Raw genomic sequence first — 19,552 nt, 5'->3', positions numbered from 1 at the left:
TTCGGTTCAAGATGAGTTAGGCTGGCGGCATGACCGGGAAGAAGCAGTTCGATGTGGACGTCGTGCTCGACGCGGCGATGGTCCAGTTCTGGCGAGCCGGGTACGCCGACACGTCGCTCGACGACCTCTCCAGGGCGACCGGGTTGAACCGCAGTTCCATCTACTCGTCGCTCGGCGACAAGGAGTCGCTCTACCTGCGCTGCCTGGACCGCTACGCCACGCGCTACGGGGAACGGTACGACCAGGCGCTTTCGGGCGCGTCCGACGAGCCGCTGCGGGCGATACGGGAGTTCTTCGACGTCACCCTCAAGCGGATCGCCGACCCCGACCTGCCGGACGGATGCCTGATCGCCCAGACCGCCATGGCGACACCGGTGCTGAGCCCCGCCATCGCCGCGCGCGCGACCGAAGCTCTCGGCTTTCAGCGCGCGCGGCTGCGGAGGGCGTTGAAGGCCGCGAAGCGGGCTGACGCCTTCGCTGTCCACCTTGCGGCGGTCAACCAGTCGCTGGCCGTGATGAGCCGGGCCGGGGCGAGACCGGAGCAGCTCCGCACGATTGTCGACGTCAGCCTGGGCGCGCTTTCCCAGGCATTGCGCTAGGAAATCGCTCAGTAGTTCCGGGCGCCGAGGTCGATGTCGATGACCGGTGCGAGCTTCCGGAGCAGAGCCACGAGCTGCGCGCGCTCCTCGGGCGTGAACACGGCGAACGCCTCCGCCTGGCGTTCCCGGCGACGGGTGAGCAACCGGGTCAGCCGCTCACCGCCGTCCGCCGTCAACGCGACCAGTACCTTGCGCTCGTCCTCGGCCGAGCGGCGGCGCACCACCACTCCGGCGGACTCCAACTGCTGGAGCATCCGGGTCGCCGTCGGAATCGACACGTCCGCGGCCGCGGCGAGCCGGCCGACCGGCAGCTCCGGCTCCGCGAGCAGCGGCTCGAGCATCGTGACCTGCGGCAGGGACAGCCCGCCGTCCCGGTCCGCCCCCGCCGACCGGGCCTTCCGCATCGCGAAGAACACCGCGTCGGCCGCCTGCACGAGCTCGTCGACCTCCGCGGCAGTGGGCGGGTGGTTGCCGGTCGTCCTCATGGGAGCTAGGCTAGCAGAACAATAGTTAGCAACCTAGTTATTAGGAGGCTAGACACCGTGAGCAGTCGAATCGACGTGCACCAGCACCTGCTCCCCTCCCGCTACCTGAAGGCGCTCGAGGACAGCGGCGAGACCGCCGGCGGCTGGCCGATGCCCTCGTGGAGCCCGGCCGCCGCGACCGCGATGATGGACGGCGCGGGGATCGCCACCGGGGTGCTGTCGATCAGCGCCCCCGGCGTCCACTTCGGCGACGACGCCGCGGCCCGCGACCTGGCCCGCGAAATCAACGACTTCCAGGCGGAACTGGTCAAGGACACGCCGGATCGGTTCGGGCACTTCGCCGTGCTGCCGCTGCCGGACTTCGACGGCGCCGTCGCCGAAGCCGTACGCGCGCTGGACGACCTGCACGCCGACGGCGTCGTCCTGCTGTCCAACGCCCGCGGCCACTACCTCGGCGACCCGGCCTACGAGCCACTGTGGACGGAGCTGGCCGCCCGCCGCGCCGTGGTGTTCGTGCACCCGGCCGAGCCGCCGATCGCGCGGCTCGACGGCCTGCCGAGCCCATTGCTCGACTTCCCCTTCGACACCACGCGCGCCGCGCTCGACCTGGTGGCCCACGGTGTGTTCGACCGCCACCCCGACCTGCGGATCATCCTCTCGCACGCCGGCGGCTTCCTGCCCTTCGCCGCGCACCGCTTCACCGGCGCGGCGATGTTCAACCCCGGCACCACCCCGGACGGCATCCTGGCCGGGCTGCGGAAGTTCTACTTCGACACGGCGCTGTCCGCCACCCCGACCGCGCTGCCGTCCCTCTACGCCTTCGCCGAACCCGGCCACGTCCTCTACGGCAGCGACTTCCCGTTCGCGCCCGCGGAATGGCGCGAGGGGTTCGACCGGAACCTCACCACCTACGAGGGCCCGGGCGCCGACCGCTTCCCCGACGTCGACCGCACGGCCGCCGAAGCCCTGTTCCCCCGGCTCGCCCGAAATCGGGTCACCGCACGACCCTGACGGGCAATGAGGCCCACGCTCTGAGGGTGTTGTTGTGGTGGCGTCGCGGCGGACCGTCCAGCTCGATCAGCCGAACCCGTCCGACGAGCGCGGTGAGCAGCGCCTCGGCTTCGAGGCGGGCGACGTGCTGACCGACGCACTGGTGAAGGCCCATGCCGAAGCCGACGTGGCCGGAGGGATCGCGCGCGAGATCGAACGCGTCCGGGTCGTTCCAGCGACGGGGGTCCCGGTTCGCCGCGGCCAGGAACATCAGCACCTTGTTCCCTTCGGGTATGAGCACATCCGCGATCCGCACGTCCGTGGTCGTCGTGCGGAAGAACGTCTGCACCGGCGACTCCCAGCGGACGGCCTCGTCGAAGGCCACCCGGGCCAAGCCCGGGTCCTCCCGCAGGCGCTGCCACTGCCCGGGGTGCGTGGCGAAGGCGTGCAGCACGGCGGAAAGCGCGTGGACGGTGGTGTCGACGCCGGCGGTCAGCAGGGACCGCACGATCAGCGGCGCCTGCTCGGGGGTGATGTCCCCGCGGTCGGCGGCGGCCCAGATGTCGGCACCGAATCCTTGAGGCGCAAGGACTTCCCGCCGGCATCGGCGGCTCACCCAGTCCGACAGCTCCGCCACTCGTGGCGTGCCCTTGGCCACGAGGTCGTTGTCCGGGCCGAAGGCGTTGAAGGCGTGGTCACCGTAGGGCAGCAGGTTTTCCCGTCCGTCCGGCGGAAGACCGACCGCGTCGGGGAACACGCGCAGCGGGAACGCGTGGGCCAGCGCCTGGGCGGCGTCGAACCGCGAGCCCCCGGCCAGAACCTGGTCGACCAGCACTCCCGCGTCGGCGGTCCACCGCTCGCGCAGCCGCCGCAGCGCGCGCGGGCCGAGGACCTTGCTCAAGACGCGGCGAGGCGCGTCGTGGCGGGGTGGGTCGGCCTCCAGCAGCAGGCTCGGCGGCCGCCAGGGCTTCTCGGTCCGGAAGTTCGCCAACCCGACGCCGGCGGCGGACTGGAGTCGTTGCCAGTCAGTGAGGGCGGCGTGCACCTGCTCGTGGCGGGCGAGGGCGTAAACCTCGTAGCGGGACAGGTAGACGACCGGACCGGCGTCGCGGAGCTGGGCGTGCAGCGGAAGGGGGTCCTCCAGCACGGCGTGGCTGAACGGGTCGCCTTCGTGGACCGGGCAACGGGTTTCGAGCGTGGTCATGCGAGGCCTCCGGAGGGTCACAGGTCGAGGACGAGGCGGTCGGACAGCGAGCGGGACACGCAGACGAACATGCAGTCGTCCGCGGCGCGTTCGTGATCCTCGAGGATCGCGTCGCGGTGTTCGGGGCGTCCCGCGAGCACCGTGGTCTCGCAGGTGCCGCACGTGCCCTGGCGGCAGGACGAAAGGATCTCGACACCCGCTTCGGCGACGGCGTCGAGCACGCTGGTCCCGGCCGGCACGGTGACGCTGACCCCGCTGCGGGCCAGCTCGACGTCGAACGGCGTGCTGCGGGCCGCTTCTCCCGGGCCGGCGGCGAACCGCTCGGTGCGCAGCGCGTGCGGTGGCCACACCGCGCAGACCCGCTCGATCGCGGCCAGCATCGGCGCCGGGCCACAGGCGTAGACCTTCACGTCCGGCCGCGGATCACCGAGGAAGCCGGCCAGGTCGAGCAGGCCGTGCTCGTCCTGGGGACGGACCAGGACGCGGTCGCCGTAAGCATCCAGGTCGCCGAGGAACGCCATCGCCACGCGGCTCCGGCCGCCGCAGAGCAGCCGCCACCGGGCGCCGAGCAGCTCGGCCTGGTGCACCATCGGCAGCAGCGGCGTGATCCCGATGCCGCCGGCGACGAACAGGTACTCGGGCGACGGCACCAGGGGAAAGTTGTTCCGCGGCCCGCCCACGCCGACCTCGTCGCCGACGTCCAGCTCGTCGTGCACGTACGCCGAGCCGCCCCGTCCGCCGGGCTCGCGCAGGACCCCGATCCGGTACCGCCCGGGGTCCCAGCGGTCGCCGCACAGGGAGTACTGCCGGGTCAGCCCGTTCGGCAGCACCAGATCCACGTGCGCGCCGGGCGTCCAGTCCTTCAGCCGGCCACCGCCGGCCGCGGCCAGCTCGAGGGTCACCACCCCGTCTGCCACCACGTGCTTGCTCAGAACCTGCAAGGAAGCATTCATCGTTGACCCTCCTCGACGTGCTTGACGACCATCGCCGACATCCGCGCGGGCCGCGAAACGAACTCTCAATGGACGAGAGAACCGGCGGCGGCGATACTCGGGACATGGCACGGGCACCCACCGGCGAGTCGTCGATCGCCCGGGCGGCGCGGATCATCGCCGCGTTCACCGCCGACGAGACGTCCTTGACCGTCTCCGAAATCGCGCGACGCACCGGCCTGCACATCGCCACCGCCTCCCGGCTGATCGCCGAACTGAGCGCACACGGGCTGCTGGCCCGTGGTCCCGGCCGCGAGGTCCGGGTCGGCGTCCGGCTGTGGGAGCTCGCCGCCCGGGCCTCCCCCACGTCGTCACTGCGGGACGCGGCGATGCCGTACCTGGAGGATCTGCACGCGGTCGTCGGCCACCACGCCCAGCTCGCCGTCCTCGACGGCGACGACGTGCTGTTCGTGGAACGGCTCTCGGCTCGCGACGCGGTGATCAACTACTCGCAGATCGCCGGGCGGCTGCCGGTGCACCTCTCCTCGAGCGGGCACGTGCTGCTGGCCTACGCGCCCGCCGAGATCCGCGAGCGCGTCCTGCGACGCCCGATGCGGCGTCGCACCGCGGCGACGATCACGACCCCGGACCAGCTGGAGCACGCCTGGGCCGCCGTCCGGAAGCAGGGCTACGCGCTGCTGCCCGGACACGTCCACGAGGACGCGACCGGCATCGCGGTCCCCGTCCGAGACGCGCTCAACGACGTCGTCGCCGCGCTCTCGATCATCGTCCCCAACGACGACCACGCCCACGCCGGCATCCCCGCCCTGCTGGCCGCGGCGCGCGGGGTCACGCGGACGTTGTCCGGGCGCCGCTGACCCAACCGGTGCGGTCGTGCAGGAAAAGCACGCAAGCCCGTGGCCGACCGGCTGCAACACTGCTGGTGTGGACATCGAAGAAGCCGGCGCCCGGTTGGTGAGCCGGTTCGGTCCCGACGCCGCGGGATGGCTCGACGAGGTTCCGGCCCTCGCCGCGTGGCTGGCCTCCCGGTGGGGCCTCGTGCTCGGTGAACTGTTCCAGAGTGGAGCGTCCTCGGTCGTCCTGCGATGTCACTGGCCGGACGGAACGCCGGCGGTGCTCAAGCTCAGTCCGGATCGGGCACTGCTGACCAGGCAAGTGGAGATGCTGCGCGTGTTCGCGTCCTCGGGCCGCGTGCCAGCGGTGTTGTCCGCGGACGCCGAGGCGGGCGCGATGGTCCTGGAAGAGATCCGGCCCGGCACCGAGGCCGGAGACCTTCCGCAGACGTCGTTGCCGCCGCGGTGGGGAGAGCTGCTCGCCGCGCTGCACGCGGTGGCCCCGCCCGCGCGCTGGCCGTGGGATCTGCGTGGCCGGTGTGAGGAAGCCTTCGCCCGGATCGGCCGACGGCTCGCCGATCCCGCCATCGCCGCCCGGATCGACCAGGCCACCTGGCGACGGACGATCGAACGCTGTGAGGCGTTGCTGGACACCCAGGCCCGGGTCGTGTTGCTGCACGGCGATCTGCACCTCGGCAACGTCCTGGACGGCGGCCCGTCGCGCGGTCTGGTCGCGATCGACCCCAAGGCCTGCATCGGCGATCCCTGCTTCGACGCCGTCGACTACGTGGTGGCCGGCGCCGGACACGAAGGCGTCGAGGTGCGTTGTCAACGAGTCGCGGACGCCTGCGGACTCGATGGTGACCGGCTCTACGCCTGGAGCCGGGTGATCGCTCCCATGTTCGCCATCGCCCATCTCACCTACGACGGTCCGGAGCAAGCAATCGACGAACTCCTCGCCCTGGCCCGGTGATCCCACAGCCGCGAACGAGGAGCCTCCATGAACCTGGTCGGCATCGGCGAGTTCTCGCATCAGGACGAACTGGAACCACTGACGCGGGAGCTGTTCCTCAAGCGCTGAGCTGAGCACCGCGCAGGAGCTGAAGTCGTTCGTCGTCCGCGCTGCCCGGCTCGGCGGTGTAGACGATGAGCACGGGCCCCGGCGCGCCCGGCATCGGGTAGGCGTCCCAGTCCAGATTCAGTTCCCCGACCAGCGGGTGCTCGACGCGCATCCGGCCGCGGGTCGTGTCCTCGACGTCGTGGCGGGCCCACAGCGTCGCGAACTCCGCACTGCGCGCCGCCAGCTCCCCCACCAGCTCCACCGCGCGCGGGTGCCCCGGTTCGGTGGCGACCTGCGTCCGCAACATGGCGGTCAGCTCGGCGACGGTCGCCGACCGTTCCGGGCAGGCCTGGTCGGCGTCCGGGTGCAGCAACATCGCCAGCAGGTTCCGCTCGGCCCGCGGCAGGTCGGTGAACGCGCCCAGCAACGCACCGGCCAGCGGGTTCCAGGCCAGCACGTCCAAGAAGCGCCCGACGACCAGCGCGGGCGAGGTCGTCCCGGCCAGCAGCCGCAGCGTGGTCTCCGGTACTTCCTCCGGCGGGTACGCGCGTGCGGGGCGGGCCGGGGTGCGCGCGGCGGCCGCGAGGCCGTGCAGGTGCCGGGTCTCCTCGGCGGAGAAGTTCAGCGCGCCGGCGATCGCGTCGAGGACCTGGCCGGAGGGCCGCACGTCGCGGCCCTGCTCCATGCGCTGGTAGTAGTCCGAGCTCACCCCGGCCAGCATGGCCAGTTCTTCGCGGCGCAGCCCGGCGACGCGTCGCCGCGGGCCCGGCTCCAAGCCGACGTCCTGGGGCCGCACCCGCGTTCGCCGGGTCCGCAGGAACTCGGCCAGCGCGCGGCGGGGGTCGTCGGTCACCGGCCCAGTATGCCCGGGACGCGCCCGGCGAAGGTGGGTCCGGCAGACCCAGGACAACGCGAACGACCGGGTTTCCGCGGGCAGGCCCCAGGATCGGCGGCACACCAGCCGACCACGGGAGGAAACCCGACATGAAAGCCGCACAGATCACCAGCTTCGGAACACCGGACGTCCTGCGGGTCACCGAAACCGACCGGCCCTCCCCCGGCGCCGGCGAGGTCTTGGTGGCGGTCGAGGCGTCCAGCGTGAACGGACACGACGCGATCGTCCGCGCCGGCGGGGTGAAGATGGTGTCGGGCCGGAAGTTCCCGATCGGGGTCGGCCTGGACTTCGCCGGTGTGGTCGTCACGACCGGCGCCGGCGTCGCGGGCTACCAGGCCGGGGACCGGGTGTGGGGCATGGTGCACCCCCGGAAACGGCACACCGTCGCCGGAGCAGCCGAGTACGTCGTGGTTCCCGCCGACCGCATCAGTCCCGCGCCGGTGGGTGTTTCGGCGGTCGAGGCAGCGTCCCTGGTCGTCGCGGGCAGCACCGCGCTGATCGCGCTGCGCGACAGCGTCCGGCTGACCGAGGGCGAGCGGGTCCTGGTCCGGGGCGCGGCCGGCGGCGTCGGCACCGCGGCGGTGCAACTGGCCCACGCGATGGGCGGCCGCGTCACCGCTTTGGCCCGCGACCGCCACGCCGCGATCCTGCGTGACCTCGGAGCCGACGAGGTCCTCGACTACGGCACCACCACCGCGGAGGAGATCGGGCCGTTCGACGTCATCGTCGACACGGTCGGCTCCGAGCTGCACTGCTACCGCGGCAGGCTGGCCAAGGGCGGCCGGATGGTCACCGTCGGGCTCTCGGCTCCCGCCCTGGCCGCGATCGCGGCGTCGAGCGTCCACGGCTCCCGGCGCATCCGCACGCTCAGCGCCAACCCCGGTTCCGCGGTGCTGGACGAGCTGGCGGACCACGTCACGGCCGGCGCGCTGCGCCCGGTGGTGCACCGCGTGTACCCGCTGGCCGACATCGCCGCCGCGCACGAGGCCTTCGAACGCGGCGGTGTGCTGGGCAAGCACGTGATCGCCGTGTCCGGATGAAGGTCGTGTGGGCGGTGCTGCGAACGCCGGAGGCGTGACCCGTCACGAACGCGATCACGCCGAGCCGGCGGCCAGGGCCATGATCCGGCGAGTGCGCTCCCGCAGCAGCGCGTGCGTCCGGTCGTGGTGGTTGCGGGGATGCCACGCCATGCCGAGCACCACCTCCGGTAACGCCACGGGGATCGGGAACGTCCGCAGCCCCAGCATCTCCAGCATCGAGCGACCCAGCCTGGCGGGCGTGACGCAGACGACGTCGGTGGCCCGGGCCAGGTGCAGCGCCCCCGCGAAGCTCGGCAGCACCGCGACCACCCGGCGGCTCAGGCCCAGTTCGGCGAGCCGCTCGTCGATCGGGCCGTGGGCGCGGCCCCGGCGCGAGACGACGATGTGGTCGGCCGCGGCGAACCTCTTCGGGGTGACGGTCTTCACCTTCGCCAGCGGGTGCTCCGGCCGGATCGCGCCGACCAGCGTTTCGGTGACGAGCGTTTCCGAGTGGATCTCGGGGTCGCCCGGGCGGAGCGTCCCGATCTCCAGGTCCACGAGTCCTTCGCGCAGCGCCGGGGTGTCCTCGAGGTTCTCCGGCCGCAGCCGCAGGGAGATCCCCGGCGCCTGGCTCCGCAGGTCGTCGATGAGGGACGGGATGAACGTCGTGGACAGCATGTCGGTGACCTTCAGGTCGAACATGCGCACCACGGTCCGCGGGTCGGCCGCGGTCGACGCGGTGAACAGCGCGCGGGCCCGGGTCGCGACCGCGTGCACCTCGCTGCGCAGCTCCAGCGCCCGAGGGGTCGGCACGAGATCACGCCCGGCCCGCACGAGCAGCGGATCGTCGAACGCGCGCCGCAGCCGGGCGAGGGTGCGGCTCATCGCCGGCGCCGAGGTGTGCAGGCGCGCCGCCGCCTTCGTCACGCTGCTCTCGGTGAGCAGTGCGTCCAGCGCCTCGATGAGGCTCAGGTCGTAATCCACCCGCCGATTATCGCAGCTGGAATCAGTCCGTACCAACCTTGCACTGGAGTTAACCGGGTGACGTCCTTAGCGTCGACGGCGGAAGGAGGATCGTGATGCGAGCTGCGGTGATCGGTGGCGGGGTCGTCGGACGCCGTGGTGGTCGCCGTCCACCACGGACCGCGCACCCCAGCCGGCTGATCCTGCCGGTGATCGAACGCCCCACGTCCGAGGAGGACCGAGCATGACCGCGCTGCCGGAGCTGTCCGACCGGTTGGCCATCGCCGACGTCGTCGCCGGATTGGCCCACGCCCAGGACGACCAGGACTGGGTCGCCTTCCGGCGGCTGTTCGCCGAGCGGGTGACGCTGGACCTGTCGACCCACTACCACGGCAGGCCGCCGGCCACCGTGACCGCCGACGACCTGGTCGAGCTGGCCCGCACGACCCTGGCGGGGTTCGACTGCACCCACCACGCCGCCACCGACCTCCTCGTGCGGCAGGCCGGCGACGAGGCCACCTGCCGCGCGCACATGGTCGCCTACCACCACGTTCCCGCCGAGCCCGGCGTCGTCGACCACTGCACGATGCGCGGCCGCTGGGACCTGAAGCTGCGCAAGCTCGACGGGCGGTGGCTCATCGAGCACTGGACCGTGGTGCGCACCGCGCCGTGGGAAGGCTCCCCGGACGTCTACGCCCTCGCCGCCGCCCGCGTCGCACCCCGAACCTGAGGAGCACCGCCGATGTTCTACGAGATCCGCACCGAGCACGCCCAGCCGGGCCGCGGCGCCGAACTGGCCCGCTACCTGGACGAGACCGTCATCCCGCTGCACCGGGAACACGGGATGCAGGTGGTGGGCTCGTTCACGGGGGCCGCCGACACCGTCGTCTGGATCCGGCGCTTCGAAGACGACGCCGATCGCGAACGTATCCTGGACGCCGTCCACCAAGATCCCCGGTGCGCCGCGCTGGCCGCCACCGTTTCGGCGCTGACGGGCGACCCGGCGGCCACGATCCGCCTGCTGCCGACCGCCGGGTCGGCGCTCCGCTGAGCCCGACGTCGGAAAGGAAACCCTTGGCCGAGCACCAGCTTCCCGCGACGCGCGAGTCCACAGTGGAGGTCTTCGACCGGGCCACCCCGCCCGTGCTCACGGTCGACCCCGGGGACTCCGTCGTGGTCGGCTCGCTCGACGCCGCCGGCTACCTGGACCGGCGGGTGCAGGGCCCCACGATGTTCCCGGACCGGCGCGGGCACTGCCTGACCGGGCCGATCGCGGTGCGCGGCGCCGAGCCCGGCATGGTCCTGGGCGTCCACTTCACGTCGATCACGCCCGGGGACTGGGGCTGGACCGCCGCGGGGACGAAGGACAACGCGCTCAACCGCCGGCTCGGGGTGGCCGGCGGCCCCGGCGCGTGGTTGACGTGGGACATCGGACCCGAGACCGCCACCAGCAACCTCGGGCACACCGTCGCCGTCGCGCCCTTCCTCGGCGTCATCGGCGTGCCGCCCGCCGAACCGGGGCCGCACCCGACCATCCCGCCGCGGCCGGCCGGCGGCGGCAACCTCGACTGCCGCGACCTCGTCGCCGGGTCGACGCTGTTCCTGCCGCTGACCGTCCCGGGCGCGCTGCTGCACCTGGGCGACGGCCACGCGGCGCAGGGCCACGGCGAGGTCGGCGGAACGGCGATCGAGTGCCCGATGACCACCGAGGTGACCCTCACCCTGGCCGCGGACGCGGCGGTCCCGGGCATCCACGCCGAAACCCCGGAAGGCCGGGTCACCTTCGGCTTCGGTACCGACCTCAACGAGGCCATGGCCGACGCGCTGGACGCCATGGTGACCTGGCTGCAGCGGCTGCACGGCCTGGACCGGCCGACCGCCCTGGCGCTCGCCTCGCCGGTCGTCGACCTGCGGATCACCCAGGTCGCCAACGAGACGTGGGGCGTGCACGCAGTCCTCCCGCGCGGCGCGATCCGCTGAGACCTTCGGCTACTGCGAGCGCGCGGGAAGGACGGCGATGAACGTTGCGGGTACGGCACGCGGACGGCGGGGGCCCCAGCGACTGCTGGCGAACAGGACAACGGTGCAGCGGCCCGAGCCACCGACCCACGCGGGTTGCCCGCGGTCGAAGGCCAACAGCGGCGGGTGATGCCACAAGCTGGCACCACCTCGGAGCCGAGCACCACCGCCGTCGCGGTATTGGACGACGTAGTCGAGCTTTCTCCCAGGCTCCATGCCCGGGGGAGCGAAAGCCGCCGCGAGGCAACCCGCCGGTTCCACCACGAACTCCGCCGTGACCGTCGCAGCTCGCCAGCCGGTGCGCCGGACCGACTCGTAGCGCATCCACCACAACACCGCCCCCGGCGTGAAACACAACGACGCCGCGATCATCACAATGGGAAGGTATTCCAAGAAACCCGGCGCAGTATTCCGGGGAGCATCACCGTCACCATTGCTGTATAGAACAAGCAAGAACACAAGAGGCGGGATCCAGACCAGACAGCACGCCGTCGTCCGCAGTGCGATGGCCCCCACGCGCGCCAGTTCGCGAGCCAACTCCGCCCGCCCCAACCCCCAGGAAGCCCCAGGATCACTCCGCGGCCCGTCATCCCGCTCCATCACCCCAGCATACGAGCGCACTTGAACGCGGCCTGCTCGTTCGGGAGGTGCCCACGCCGGGCTGCCGAAGGAAGATCAGCCGAGTGCTCGAATCTCGCTCGCCAGCCCCTCCTGACCGGCCGCCCACGACGCCAACAGGGCCAGACCGTCCGCGGTCGCCGTACCGGCAGGCGCCGTGTAGACGTTCAGGAGCAGGCCGGGTTCGGCAGGCAGCTCCATCGACTCGACGTCCAGGTCGAGCCGGCCCACCACCGGATGGTGCAGCCGCTTGCGTCCGGACCGGTGGAGCCGAACGTCCTGGGAGGCCCACCGCTGCCGAAACAGCTCACTGCGGGTCGACAATTCACCGACCAGGGCGATCAGTTCCTCGTCGTGCGGATTGCGGCCGGCTTCCATTCTCAGCTTCGCGGCCACATCGCCGGCGATTCGGTCATAGTCGACGAAGAACGTTTCCGCCGCCGCGGGATCCAGGTACACGAACCGCGCGGTGTTGGCCGGCCGTCGCGGGTCGGCCAGCACCGGTGAATACAGCGCGCGGGCGAGGTGGTTCGTGGCCAGGACGTCGTAACGGCCGTTGCAAATCCAAGCCGGCGCGTCGGTGACGGCGTCGAGCACCTGCTGGAGCGCCGGACGCACCGTCCCGGCGGGTCGCCGGCGGCGTGGACCGCCGGGCGCCCTCGACTGCCGAGCGAGGTGGAACAGGTGATCACGCTCGGCCTCGTCGAGTTGCAGAGCGGAGGCCAACGCGTCGAGCACCCCGTCGGAGGCGCCGGTGAGGCTCCCGCGCTCCATCCGCACGTAGTAGTCGACCGAGACCCCCGCCAGCAGAGCCACCTCTTCGCGACGCAGACCTTCGACCCGGCGGTTGCCGCCGTAGGCGGGCAGTCCGGCCTGCTCGGGCGTGATCCGCGCGCGACGCGAGGTCAGGAACTCCTTGATCTCGGTGCGTAGATCGATCATGGCCACCCCATCACCGTAGGCCCTGTCCGCGGGCGGAGGGAGGTTCTGCTGGTACCCCGATGGCGCACGCGCCCTAGGTACCCGTCGCGGTCGTGGCGATACCGCCATCGCTCGGGATGATGGTGCCCGTGAGGTAGGACCCGGCGCGGCTGGCGAGGAACACCGCGATGCCCGCCATGTCGTCGTCGCGGCCGAGCCGGCGCAAAGGCGCCTTCGCCGCGATCTTGTCGCCGATGGCGTCGAGCGTGGCCGCCATCATCTGCGACGGGAACGGTCCTGGGGCGACCGCGTTCACCGTGATGTGCTGGGGGCCCAGTTCCCGGCCAAGCACTCGGGTGAGCTGGTGGAGTGCCGCTTTGCTGCTCGCGTACGAGTAGTTGGGCGCCTCGGCGACGTGGATGGCGGCGATACTGCCGATGTTGATGATCCGCGCGGGATCATCGGCGGTGCCCGCCCGGCGAAGTGCCGGGAGCAGCGCCTGCACCAGCCAGAACGGCGACTTGAGGTTGAGGTCGAGCACCGAGTCCCAGCCCTCGTCCGGGAACGTCTCCAGCGGCTCGCGCCACATCGCTCCCGCGTTGTTGACGAGGATGTCCAGGCGGTCCGAGTCGGCCGTGACAAGCTCAGCGAGGCGCTGACACTCGTCGTGATGGGACAGGTCGGCGGGGAATGCTCGGACGTCACCGAATTCGGAAAGCAGTTTCTGTGCCTCTTCGCACGCGTCCGCCTTGCGCGAGCTGATGATGACGCGGGCGCCCGCCTGCAGCAGGCCGCGCGCGATCATCAGGCCGATTCCCCTGGTGCCGCCGGTGACGAGTGCGTGCTTCCCACTCAGATCGAAAAGATCTGCGTGGCTGGTGAACTGGGTGTCCGCCATTGGTTTTCGTTCCTTTTGTCGTGGAGGCAGGTGCCGTCTCGAAGAGACTGACAGGCGCCCTGGACTTCCGGGAGATCCTGGCGATACAGGTACTGCGAGAGCCACCCTTGCCCGGTGCGGACATCAGGAAATCGACGTGGGCAACCTTTTATGCGCCCAGCAGCCGGCGGGTCTCGGGGACCACCTCGCCGGCGAACGCGGCGATCTGGCCGGTCGTCTCCTGTTCGGGCCAGAACACGAACGAGGTGAACGGCTGCCCGGTGCCCAGCCGCGCCAGCAGGTCCGCCCACTCCGCCGCCGTTCCGCGCACGGGCGCGGCGCCCGTGTCGAGGCGCGGCCGGCCGCGCTCGGTGGTGATGGTGCCGACGACCTGGGCGATCCGGCGGACCGAAGCCGGGTCGCGGCCCGCGGTGACGGCCGCTTCGTCGATCAGCCGGTTGGCGTCGGCCCACTTCTCGTACGGGAGGTAGGCGGCGATCGGGGCGGCCCAGCCGTCGGCGATCTCGCCGGTGAGAGCGAGCGCTTTCGGCCCCTGGGCGCCGGTCCAGATCTCGATCGGATGCGCGGGCGCCGGTCCCGCGGGCGCGCCGGCGAGCGGGTAGTACTCCCCCGCCAGCTCGACCGGCTCCCCGTCGTCCGCCCACAACGCGCGCAGGACCGCGATCGCCTCCCGCAGCGCGGCGTTCGCCTCGGCCGAGGTGCGGCGGGGCACGCCCAGCCGGGTGATGGCGTCCCAGTACCCGCCGGCGCCGAGCGCCAGCTCGAACCGCCCGCCGGACACGACGTCGAGCGCGGCCGCGGTCTTGGCCAGCAGCGCGGGCGGGCGCAGCGGCAGGTTGGCGACGTCCGGGAAGACGCGGATCGTCCGCGTGGCCGCGAGCAGGTGGCCCAGCACCACAAACGTGTCCAGGTAGGTGGGCACGTACGGGTGATCCTGGACGCCGACCAGGTCCAAGCCGCCTTCTTCGGCGGCCACCGCGCGAGCGCGCACGGCCGCGATGTCGACGTCCGGGATCAGGGACACGCCGAACCGCACCGCCGATTCAGTCATGATTCATGACTATCACGAATCTGGATCACCCGTCCGCCCGCGGGCCTCGGCGATGTCACCGGCGTGCTGCTCGGCCCAGTCCCGCACGGGGATCAGCACCTCGAACAGCGAGCGGCCCAGCGGGGTGAGCGAGTACTCCACCTTCGGAGGCGTCACCGACGGCGTCTCGACGCGGTCGACGAGCCCGTCGGACTCCAGGGTGCGCAGGGTCTCGGTCAACGCCTTGGCCGTCACGCCTTCGACGACCTTCTTCAGCTCGGTGAACCGCATCGGACCCGGGTCCAGCGCGTTGAGCACGGTCGGCACCCAGCGCGCGCCGATCAGGTTGAGCACGGCCCAGCTCGGGCACCGGGCGGCCAGCGAGTCGTGCGCGGCGCCCATCGCCTGGCTCCTCCCGGTTTCGTTGAAGATACCGATCTCCCGAAGATACCTTCGCCCGCATGACCAGGGCTGAAGGAGCGTCACGGTGGATCTGGAGCTGAAGGGCAAGGTCGCCCTCGTCAGCGGCTCGTCGTCCGGGATGGGGCTGGGGATCGCGGAAGTCCTGGCCGGCGAGGGCGCCGACGTCGTCATGACCGCCCGGCGCGGTGACGTGCTGGCCGCGCACGCCACCAGGATCGGCGCCCACGCGGTGGCCGCGGACCTGACCTTGCCCGCCGAGCCCGCGCGAGTCGTCGCGGAGACGGTGGAACGGTTCGGCGGGCTGGACATCGTGCTGTGGAACAGCGGCGGGCCGCCTCCGGTCAGCGCGCTCGACCTGACGGCCGAGCAGGTGGCGGAGGCGGCGTCGCTGGTGTTGCTGCCGCTCGTCCGGCTCGTTCAGGCCGCCGTCCCGCACCTGCGCCGGAGTTCGAGCGGGCGGATCCTGGCGATCACGACGAACGGCGTCCGCGAGCCCACTCCGGGGATGGCGGCGTCCAACGCCGTCCGTCCCGGGATCCACGGGTACCTGAAGACACTGGCGACCGAGCTGGGTCCGGACGGGATCACCGTCAACGCGTTGGCGCCGGGGCGGATCGCGACCGAGCGCCGGGACGTCGTGTTCCCGGACGGCGTGCCGCCCCGGCTCGCCGAAGAGATCCCGTTGCGGCGGTGGGGAACCGTCCGGGAGTTCGCCGACGTCGCCGCGTTCCTGGCCTCGCCGCGAGCCGCCTATCTGACGGGCACGACGACCTATGTGGACGGTGGACTGACGAGGAGTGCGTCATGACGGGAGTGCGGTGCGAGGTCGCCCTCGCGCTGGTGCGGGCAGCTCGCGCCGAAGCGGCTGCTTCCGGCGTGCCGATGGCGATCGCGGTGGTCGACGGCGGCGGGGCGCTGGTGGCCTTCGCCCGCGCGGACGGCACGCCGTTCCCGCTCACGGAGGTGGCGATCGGGAAGGCGTACACGGCCGCGGCGTTCGGGCGGCCGTCGGCCGAGGTCGCGGCGGTGTTCGACGGCCGTGTCCAGTTCACGACGTCGATCAGCGTGGCCACCGGCGGCCGGGTGATGCTCGGCAAGGGCGGGGTGCCGATCGTCGAGGACGGGGTGGTCGTCGGGGGTATCGGTGCGAGTGGCGGCAGCGGGGAGCAGGATCTCGCCGTCGTCGAAGCCGCTGTTGCCGCGGTGGTGGGACGGCTTCCCGATTCGCCGTAGTCCTCGCCGCGTCGGCCCGCACGGGAGCCTAGGCCGCGGCGCGTTCGGCGAGCGGGCGGCGGCGCAGGTCCGGGTCGTACACCGCCGGCGGCTGGTAGTTCTGGTCGAGCGCGCCCACGTTCGTGCCGGGCGGCACGATCTCGTCGATGCGGTCCAGGACGTCGTCGGTGAGCCGGACCTCGAGGCCGGCCAGCAGGTCGTCGAGCTGCGGCATGGTCCGCGGGCCGAGCAGTGCGCTGGTGACGCCGGGGTGCGCGATGACGAAGGCCATCGCCAGGTGGGTCATCGGCAGGCCCGCTTCGGCGGCCAGCGGAACGAGCTGCTCGACGACGTCGAGCCGGCGTTCGTCGGTGAGGTGCTTGAGCAGGTGGGCCCGGCGCAGGTCGTTCCGCTCGCCCTTGCGGACGCGCCCGGTGAGCAGGCCCTGGCCGAGCGGGCCCCAGATCAGCGTGCCCATGCCGAAGCGCTGGGCCAGCGGCAGCACTTCGCGTTCGACGCCGCGGTTGAGGAGGGAGTAGGCCGCCTGCTCGGTGCGGAACCGCGCCAGGCCGCGCCGTTCGGCGACCCACTGGGCCTCGACGAGGTCGGACGCGAGGCTCTGGGACGTGCCGATCGCGCGGACCTTGCCGGTGCGGAGCAGGTCGGTCAGCGCGGAAAGCGTTTCCTCGACGTCCGTCGCGGGATCGGTGCGGTGCAGCTGGTAGAGGTCGATGTGGTCGACCCCCAGGCGCCGCAACGAGTTCTCGACGGCGGTGACGATCCAGCGCCGGGACGCGCCTTGGTGGTGCGGGTCGTCGCCGACCTGGCGGCCGAACTTGGTCGCGAGCACGACGTCGTCGCGGCGGCCCCGCAACGCTTTGCCGACGACCTCTTCGGAGTCGCCGTAGGCGTCGGCGGTGTCGATGAAGTTGATGCCCGCGTCCAGTGCCTTGTGGATCATGCGGGCGGAGTCGTCCGGGTCGGGGTTGCCGAAGGACGTCGCGAACATCATCGCGCCGAGCGCGTACGGGCTGACCTTGATCCCGGTCCGGCCGAGGGTGCGGTAGTGCATGGGTTCTCTCCCGCCGAGGTGCCGGCCGGCGCCGATGGCGTACGCTGGCCGTAAGTGGAAAGCTATTCCGGAACTATACGGAAAAACTTTCCGGTTACGCAACCGAGAGGGGCGAAGTGACCCAGGAGACCCGGCGTCGGCGCGCCGACGCCCAGCGCAACGTCGACGCCCTCGTCGAGGCGGCGCGGACGGTCTTCGACACGTCCGGCGTCGACGCCCCGGCCAAGGAGATCACCGACCTCGCCGGCGTCGGCGTCGGCACGCTGTACCGCCACTTCCCCCAGCGCTCGGACCTGGTCAAAGCCGTGGTGCGGACCGGGATCGACGCCGTCGCCGACGCCGGCCCCGAGCTGAGCGCCGCCCACCCGCCGGAGCGGGCGCTTTCGCTCTGGATCGACCGGTTCGTCGAGCTCCTGGGGACCAAACGCGGGCTCGCCTCGGCCCTGCACTCGGGCGATCCGGCGTTCGAGGGGCTGCCCAGCTACTTCATGGAGCGGCTGGGTCCCACGCTCACGGCCCTGCTCGACGCGGCGGCGGCCGACGGCGCGATCCGCGGCGATCTCGGCGCCGAAGACCTCCTGTACGCGATCGCGTTGTTGTGCCAGCCCGTACCCGGCCGCGACCCCGGGCACGGCAAGCGCCTAGTCGCCGTCCTCGTCGACGGCCTCCGCTACGGCGCCCGCTGAAGGGTGGCGGCGAGACGGGCGACCGCCTGGTCGTCGTCGTGAGCCAGGTGCCGCAGAACGTCTTTCGTGAGCGTCGCCGGCAGCTCGGCGAGAGCCTGGGTCAGGCGGACGCGCACCGCGGAGTCCGCTGTCGGTGCGGCCAGTTCGCCGGCGAGCGCGCTCATGACCTGGTCCGCGCACCCGTGTCCGGTGGCCAGCACGCTCAGGACCTCGGCCGCCTCGACGTCGCTCGCTCCCTCGACCACCATGCCGACGAGGACCGGCACCGCCGCGCGCCCGCCGCGGCTGCCGACGGCCAGCGCGGCGGGCCGGCGGACAGCCGGGTCCGGGTCGCCGAGCGCGCCCACGAGCGCCGCGGCCGCCTCGTCGCCGGGCAGCTCGGCCATCGCCCGGACCGCGCGATGCCGGACGCCCGCGTCGGCCGAGCGCAGACCGGCGGCCACGGTCGCCACGCCGTCGCCGCCGGCCCGCGCGAGCGCCCACCGCAGCGCGCCGGCGACGTTCGGGTCGGACTCGGCGAGGACCGCCTTGGCCAGCACGTCGGCGGGCACCGGGCCGTCCTCGGCCGGGGCGAGGACGGCCTGCTGCCGGCGGGCGGCGTGGGGCGAGTCGAGCCCGTGCAGCAGTTCGACGACGCGCAGGACGTCCTGCCAGCCGCCGGGCGCCGACGCGTCGATCGCCCGCAGCCGGTCGAGCAGCTCCTGTTCCCGCTCGATCCGGTCCTCCGTCCGCCGGATGAGGTCACCGACCAGCACGGCCGGCGGGAAGTCCGCGTCCGCCAGGGCGGTGCCGATCTGCCGCAGCGACAACCCCAGCGACCGCAGGCCTTCCACGTGGAAGATCCGGCGGATGTCCTCTTCGGAGTATTCGCGGTAGCCGCCCACGGTGCGGCCGGTCGGCTGCACCAGCCCGAGGGAGTCGTAGTGCCGCAGCATCCGCGTGCTCACCCCGGACCGGCGGGCCACCTCACCGATCAGCACGCCGCTCCCCCGGCGCGCTCCGGGCCGAGCGCGACGACCCGCTTCGCCTCTTCGACGGCCAGGTCGAACCCGGCGTCCGGGTCGTGCAGCAGCCGCTGCGTGGCCCGGGCGTGCGCGCGCACGGCCGGGTCGGCGCCGGCCAGCGCCGTCCGCAGCGCCGGCTCGATCACGTCCCCGAGGGCGACGAGGGCCCGGCTGAGGCTCAGCCGGGTGTCCCGGTCGCCGCGGCCGAGCTGGGTGGCCAGCGTCGCGGCCAGCTCCGCGCGATCCTCGTGCGGCACGAGCACGACGGCGGCCCGCCACGCGCTGCGTTTGACGTCGTCGTCGGCGTCGCCGAGCAGCGACGGCGTGATCGCGGGCCACGCGGTCCGGTCGCCGATCTTCGACAGCGTGTGCAGCGCCTGGCTCCTGGCCTGGGCGTGCTCCGAGCGGAGCTCGGCCAGGAGCCGGGGGACGGTGACGTCGGCGGGCAGCCGCGTCAGGGCCCAGGTGAGCATGTCGCGCACGAAGAAGTCCGGCTCGACGGCGCACCGGCCGACGAGCGCGTCGACGAGCCCGGCGTCGGCGTCCGTGCCGGCGGCGAGCGCCGCTTCCAGGCGCGTGGACGAGGTCCCGGCCGCCAGCGCGGCGAGCAGGCGCGTGTGTTGTTCCCGGTTCATGGGGATCACCTCCTGCCGCCAGTGAAGACCTTG

The 19,552-nt window shown here is 72.4% G+C and carries 23 protein-coding genes; 11 read left to right on the top strand and 12 right to left on the bottom strand.

Annotated elements, in window-relative coordinates:
* Positions 1 to 29: 29 nt before the first annotated feature.
* Positions 30 to 599: a TetR/AcrR family transcriptional regulator gene (locus ACIRSS_RS27165; RefSeq protein ID WP_400899650.1), complete on the top strand. Its 570-nt coding sequence runs from the start codon at positions 30 to 32 to the stop codon at positions 597 to 599.
* An 8-nt stretch (positions 600 to 607) separates the two neighbouring features.
* Here ACIRSS_RS27165 and ACIRSS_RS27160 read toward each other — a convergent pair whose 3' ends face one another.
* A complete protein-coding gene (locus ACIRSS_RS27160) occupies positions 608 to 1,084 on the bottom strand; it encodes a MarR family winged helix-turn-helix transcriptional regulator (protein WP_400899648.1) in 477 nt (158 codons plus the stop codon).
* Between the two features lie 57 nt (positions 1,085 to 1,141).
* Between ACIRSS_RS27160 and ACIRSS_RS27155 the strand changes: the two genes are divergently transcribed.
* Positions 1,142 to 2,095 carry an amidohydrolase family protein gene (locus ACIRSS_RS27155; RefSeq protein WP_400899646.1) on the top strand — a complete coding sequence of 318 codons (954 nt, stop codon included), beginning with the start codon at positions 1,142 to 1,144 and terminating at the stop codon, positions 2,093 to 2,095.
* On the opposite strand, the gene ACIRSS_RS27150 is transcribed toward ACIRSS_RS27155, so the two are convergent.
* Together ACIRSS_RS27150 and ACIRSS_RS27145 are read right to left on the bottom strand one after the other, a co-directional pair.
* Positions 2,079 to 3,278 carry a cytochrome P450 gene (locus ACIRSS_RS27150; RefSeq protein ID WP_400899644.1) on the bottom strand — a complete coding sequence of 400 codons (1,200 nt, stop codon included), beginning with the start codon at positions 3,276 to 3,278 and terminating at the stop codon, positions 2,079 to 2,081. The genes ACIRSS_RS27155 and ACIRSS_RS27150 overlap by 17 nt on opposite strands.
* A gap of 17 nt (positions 3,279 to 3,295) precedes the next feature.
* A complete protein-coding gene (locus ACIRSS_RS27145) occupies positions 3,296 to 4,231 on the bottom strand; it encodes a PDR/VanB family oxidoreductase (protein ID WP_400899642.1) in 936 nt (311 codons plus the stop codon).
* A 104-nt stretch (positions 4,232 to 4,335) separates the two neighbouring features.
* Between ACIRSS_RS27145 and ACIRSS_RS27140 the strand changes: the two genes are divergently transcribed.
* Complete coding sequence (locus ACIRSS_RS27140; RefSeq protein WP_400899640.1) at positions 4,336 to 5,088, top strand: IclR family transcriptional regulator; 753 nt, start codon at positions 4,336 to 4,338, stop codon at positions 5,086 to 5,088.
* A gap of 67 nt (positions 5,089 to 5,155) precedes the next feature.
* Positions 5,156 to 6,037 carry an aminoglycoside phosphotransferase family protein gene (locus tag ACIRSS_RS27135; protein WP_400899638.1) on the top strand — a complete coding sequence of 294 codons (882 nt, stop codon included), beginning with the start codon at positions 5,156 to 5,158 and terminating at the stop codon, positions 6,035 to 6,037.
* A 97-nt stretch (positions 6,038 to 6,134) separates the two neighbouring features.
* Here the strand turns inward: ACIRSS_RS27135 and ACIRSS_RS27130 are convergent, their stop codons facing one another.
* Positions 6,135 to 6,977: a helix-turn-helix transcriptional regulator gene (locus ACIRSS_RS27130; RefSeq protein ID WP_400899636.1), complete on the bottom strand. Its 843-nt coding sequence runs from the start codon at positions 6,975 to 6,977 to the stop codon at positions 6,135 to 6,137.
* A gap of 131 nt (positions 6,978 to 7,108) precedes the next feature.
* Between ACIRSS_RS27130 and ACIRSS_RS27125 the strand changes: the two genes are divergently transcribed.
* Entirely contained in the window at positions 7,109 to 8,059 is a 951-nt protein-coding gene (locus tag ACIRSS_RS27125; RefSeq protein WP_400899634.1) for an NADP-dependent oxidoreductase, read from the top strand.
* Between the two features lie 54 nt (positions 8,060 to 8,113).
* Here the strand turns inward: ACIRSS_RS27125 and ACIRSS_RS27120 are convergent, their stop codons facing one another.
* Positions 8,114 to 9,022, bottom strand: a complete 909-nt coding sequence (locus tag ACIRSS_RS27120; protein WP_400899632.1) for a LysR family transcriptional regulator — start codon at positions 9,020 to 9,022, stop codon at positions 8,114 to 8,116.
* Between the two features lie 223 nt (positions 9,023 to 9,245).
* Between ACIRSS_RS27120 and ACIRSS_RS27115 the strand changes: the two genes are divergently transcribed.
* The 3 genes from ACIRSS_RS27115 to ACIRSS_RS27105 are packed head-to-tail and all read left to right on the top strand — an operon-like array spanning position 9,246 to position 10,981.
* The gene (locus tag ACIRSS_RS27115) at positions 9,246 to 9,731 is read left to right on the top strand and encodes a nuclear transport factor 2 family protein (RefSeq protein WP_400899630.1); all 486 of its coding nucleotides are present in this window, start codon (positions 9,246 to 9,248) and stop codon (positions 9,729 to 9,731) included.
* Between the two features lie 12 nt (positions 9,732 to 9,743).
* Positions 9,744 to 10,052, top strand: a complete 309-nt coding sequence (locus ACIRSS_RS27110; protein ID WP_400899628.1) for an NIPSNAP family protein — start codon at positions 9,744 to 9,746, stop codon at positions 10,050 to 10,052.
* A gap of 23 nt (positions 10,053 to 10,075) precedes the next feature.
* Positions 10,076 to 10,981, top strand: a complete 906-nt coding sequence (locus ACIRSS_RS27105) for an acetamidase/formamidase family protein (RefSeq protein ID WP_400899626.1) — start codon at positions 10,076 to 10,078, stop codon at positions 10,979 to 10,981.
* 714 nt (positions 10,982 to 11,695) lie between these two features.
* Here ACIRSS_RS27105 and ACIRSS_RS27100 read toward each other — a convergent pair.
* The 4 genes from ACIRSS_RS27100 to ACIRSS_RS27085 form a co-directional block, all read right to left on the bottom strand.
* Entirely contained in the window at positions 11,696 to 12,586 is an 891-nt protein-coding gene (locus ACIRSS_RS27100; protein ID WP_400899624.1) for a helix-turn-helix transcriptional regulator, read from the bottom strand.
* A gap of 67 nt (positions 12,587 to 12,653) precedes the next feature.
* The gene (locus ACIRSS_RS27095) at positions 12,654 to 13,457 is read right to left on the bottom strand and encodes an SDR family oxidoreductase (RefSeq protein ID WP_400899622.1); all 804 of its coding nucleotides are present in this window, start codon (positions 13,455 to 13,457) and stop codon (positions 12,654 to 12,656) included.
* 148 nt (positions 13,458 to 13,605) lie between these two features.
* Positions 13,606 to 14,508, bottom strand: coding sequence for an LLM class flavin-dependent oxidoreductase (locus tag ACIRSS_RS27090; RefSeq protein WP_400899620.1), 903 nt, complete (start codon positions 14,506 to 14,508; stop codon positions 13,606 to 13,608).
* A gap of 12 nt (positions 14,509 to 14,520) precedes the next feature.
* Complete coding sequence (locus tag ACIRSS_RS27085; protein ID WP_400899618.1) at positions 14,521 to 14,889, bottom strand: winged helix-turn-helix transcriptional regulator; 369 nt, start codon at positions 14,887 to 14,889, stop codon at positions 14,521 to 14,523.
* An 85-nt stretch (positions 14,890 to 14,974) separates the two neighbouring features.
* Between ACIRSS_RS27085 and ACIRSS_RS27080 the strand changes: the two genes are divergently transcribed.
* Positions 14,975 to 15,718: an SDR family oxidoreductase gene (locus ACIRSS_RS27080; RefSeq protein WP_400899616.1), complete on the top strand. Its 744-nt coding sequence runs from the start codon at positions 14,975 to 14,977 to the stop codon at positions 15,716 to 15,718.
* Positions 15,715 to 16,143 carry a heme-binding protein gene (locus ACIRSS_RS27075; RefSeq protein ID WP_400899614.1) on the top strand — a complete coding sequence of 143 codons (429 nt, stop codon included), beginning with the start codon at positions 15,715 to 15,717 and terminating at the stop codon, positions 16,141 to 16,143. The genes ACIRSS_RS27080 and ACIRSS_RS27075 overlap by 4 nt, the downstream gene beginning before the upstream one ends.
* 28 nt (positions 16,144 to 16,171) lie before the next feature.
* Here ACIRSS_RS27075 and ACIRSS_RS27070 read toward each other — a convergent pair whose 3' ends face one another.
* Entirely contained in the window at positions 16,172 to 17,194 is a 1,023-nt protein-coding gene (locus tag ACIRSS_RS27070; protein WP_400899612.1) for an aldo/keto reductase, read from the bottom strand.
* 116 nt (positions 17,195 to 17,310) lie between these two features.
* Here ACIRSS_RS27070 and ACIRSS_RS27065 point away from each other — a divergent pair, with 116 nt between their 5' ends.
* Complete coding sequence (locus ACIRSS_RS27065) at positions 17,311 to 17,880, top strand: TetR/AcrR family transcriptional regulator (protein WP_400899610.1); 570 nt, start codon at positions 17,311 to 17,313, stop codon at positions 17,878 to 17,880.
* On the opposite strand, the gene ACIRSS_RS27060 is transcribed toward ACIRSS_RS27065, so the two are convergent.
* On the bottom strand, positions 17,865 to 18,860 hold the full coding sequence (locus ACIRSS_RS27060; RefSeq protein WP_400899608.1) for a HEAT repeat domain-containing protein: 996 nt from the start codon (positions 18,858 to 18,860) through the stop codon (positions 17,865 to 17,867). The genes ACIRSS_RS27065 and ACIRSS_RS27060 overlap by 16 nt on opposite strands.
* Complete coding sequence (locus ACIRSS_RS27055) at positions 18,854 to 19,519, bottom strand: HEAT repeat domain-containing protein (RefSeq protein ID WP_400899606.1); 666 nt, start codon at positions 19,517 to 19,519, stop codon at positions 18,854 to 18,856. The genes ACIRSS_RS27060 and ACIRSS_RS27055 overlap by 7 nt, the downstream gene beginning before the upstream one ends.
* Positions 19,520 to 19,552: the final 33 nt, after the last annotated feature.

Origin of the sequence: Amycolatopsis sp. NPDC101161, from assembly GCF_044768185.1 — a bacterium.
Classification (GTDB): Bacteria; Actinomycetota; Actinomycetes; order Mycobacteriales; family Pseudonocardiaceae; genus Amycolatopsis.
This window is presented reverse-complemented; position numbering and strand designations above follow the sequence as displayed.

What these genes read in the sequence shown, in the direction of transcription:
- ACIRSS_RS27165 (WP_400899650.1), top strand. Translation starts at nt 30, where the DNA reads ATGACCGGGAAGAAGCAGTTCGATGTGGACGTCGTGCTCGACGCGGCG.
- ACIRSS_RS27160 (WP_400899648.1), bottom strand. Translation starts at nt 1,084, where the DNA reads ATGAGGACGACCGGCAACCACCCGCCCACTGCCGCGGAGGTCGACGAG.
- ACIRSS_RS27150 (WP_400899644.1), bottom strand. Translation starts at nt 3,278, where the DNA reads ATGACCACGCTCGAAACCCGTTGCCCGGTCCACGAAGGCGACCCGTTC.
- ACIRSS_RS27145 (WP_400899642.1), bottom strand. Translation starts at nt 4,231, where the DNA reads ATGAATGCTTCCTTGCAGGTTCTGAGCAAGCACGTGGTGGCAGACGGG.
- ACIRSS_RS27140 (WP_400899640.1), top strand. Translation starts at nt 4,336, where the DNA reads ATGGCACGGGCACCCACCGGCGAGTCGTCGATCGCCCGGGCGGCGCGG.
- ACIRSS_RS27125 (WP_400899634.1), top strand. Translation starts at nt 7,109, where the DNA reads ATGAAAGCCGCACAGATCACCAGCTTCGGAACACCGGACGTCCTGCGG.
- ACIRSS_RS27115 (WP_400899630.1), top strand. Translation starts at nt 9,246, where the DNA reads ATGACCGCGCTGCCGGAGCTGTCCGACCGGTTGGCCATCGCCGACGTC.
- ACIRSS_RS27110 (WP_400899628.1), top strand. Translation starts at nt 9,744, where the DNA reads ATGTTCTACGAGATCCGCACCGAGCACGCCCAGCCGGGCCGCGGCGCC.
- ACIRSS_RS27095 (WP_400899622.1), bottom strand. Translation starts at nt 13,457, where the DNA reads ATGGCGGACACCCAGTTCACCAGCCACGCAGATCTTTTCGATCTGAGT.
- ACIRSS_RS27090 (WP_400899620.1), bottom strand. Translation starts at nt 14,508, where the DNA reads ATGACTGAATCGGCGGTGCGGTTCGGCGTGTCCCTGATCCCGGACGTC.
- ACIRSS_RS27085 (WP_400899618.1), bottom strand. Translation starts at nt 14,889, where the DNA reads ATGGGCGCCGCGCACGACTCGCTGGCCGCCCGGTGCCCGAGCTGGGCC.
- ACIRSS_RS27075 (WP_400899614.1), top strand. Translation starts at nt 15,715, where the DNA reads ATGACGGGAGTGCGGTGCGAGGTCGCCCTCGCGCTGGTGCGGGCAGCT.
- ACIRSS_RS27070 (WP_400899612.1), bottom strand. Translation starts at nt 17,194, where the DNA reads ATGCACTACCGCACCCTCGGCCGGACCGGGATCAAGGTCAGCCCGTAC.
- ACIRSS_RS27055 (WP_400899606.1), bottom strand. Translation starts at nt 19,519, where the DNA reads ATGAACCGGGAACAACACACGCGCCTGCTCGCCGCGCTGGCGGCCGGG.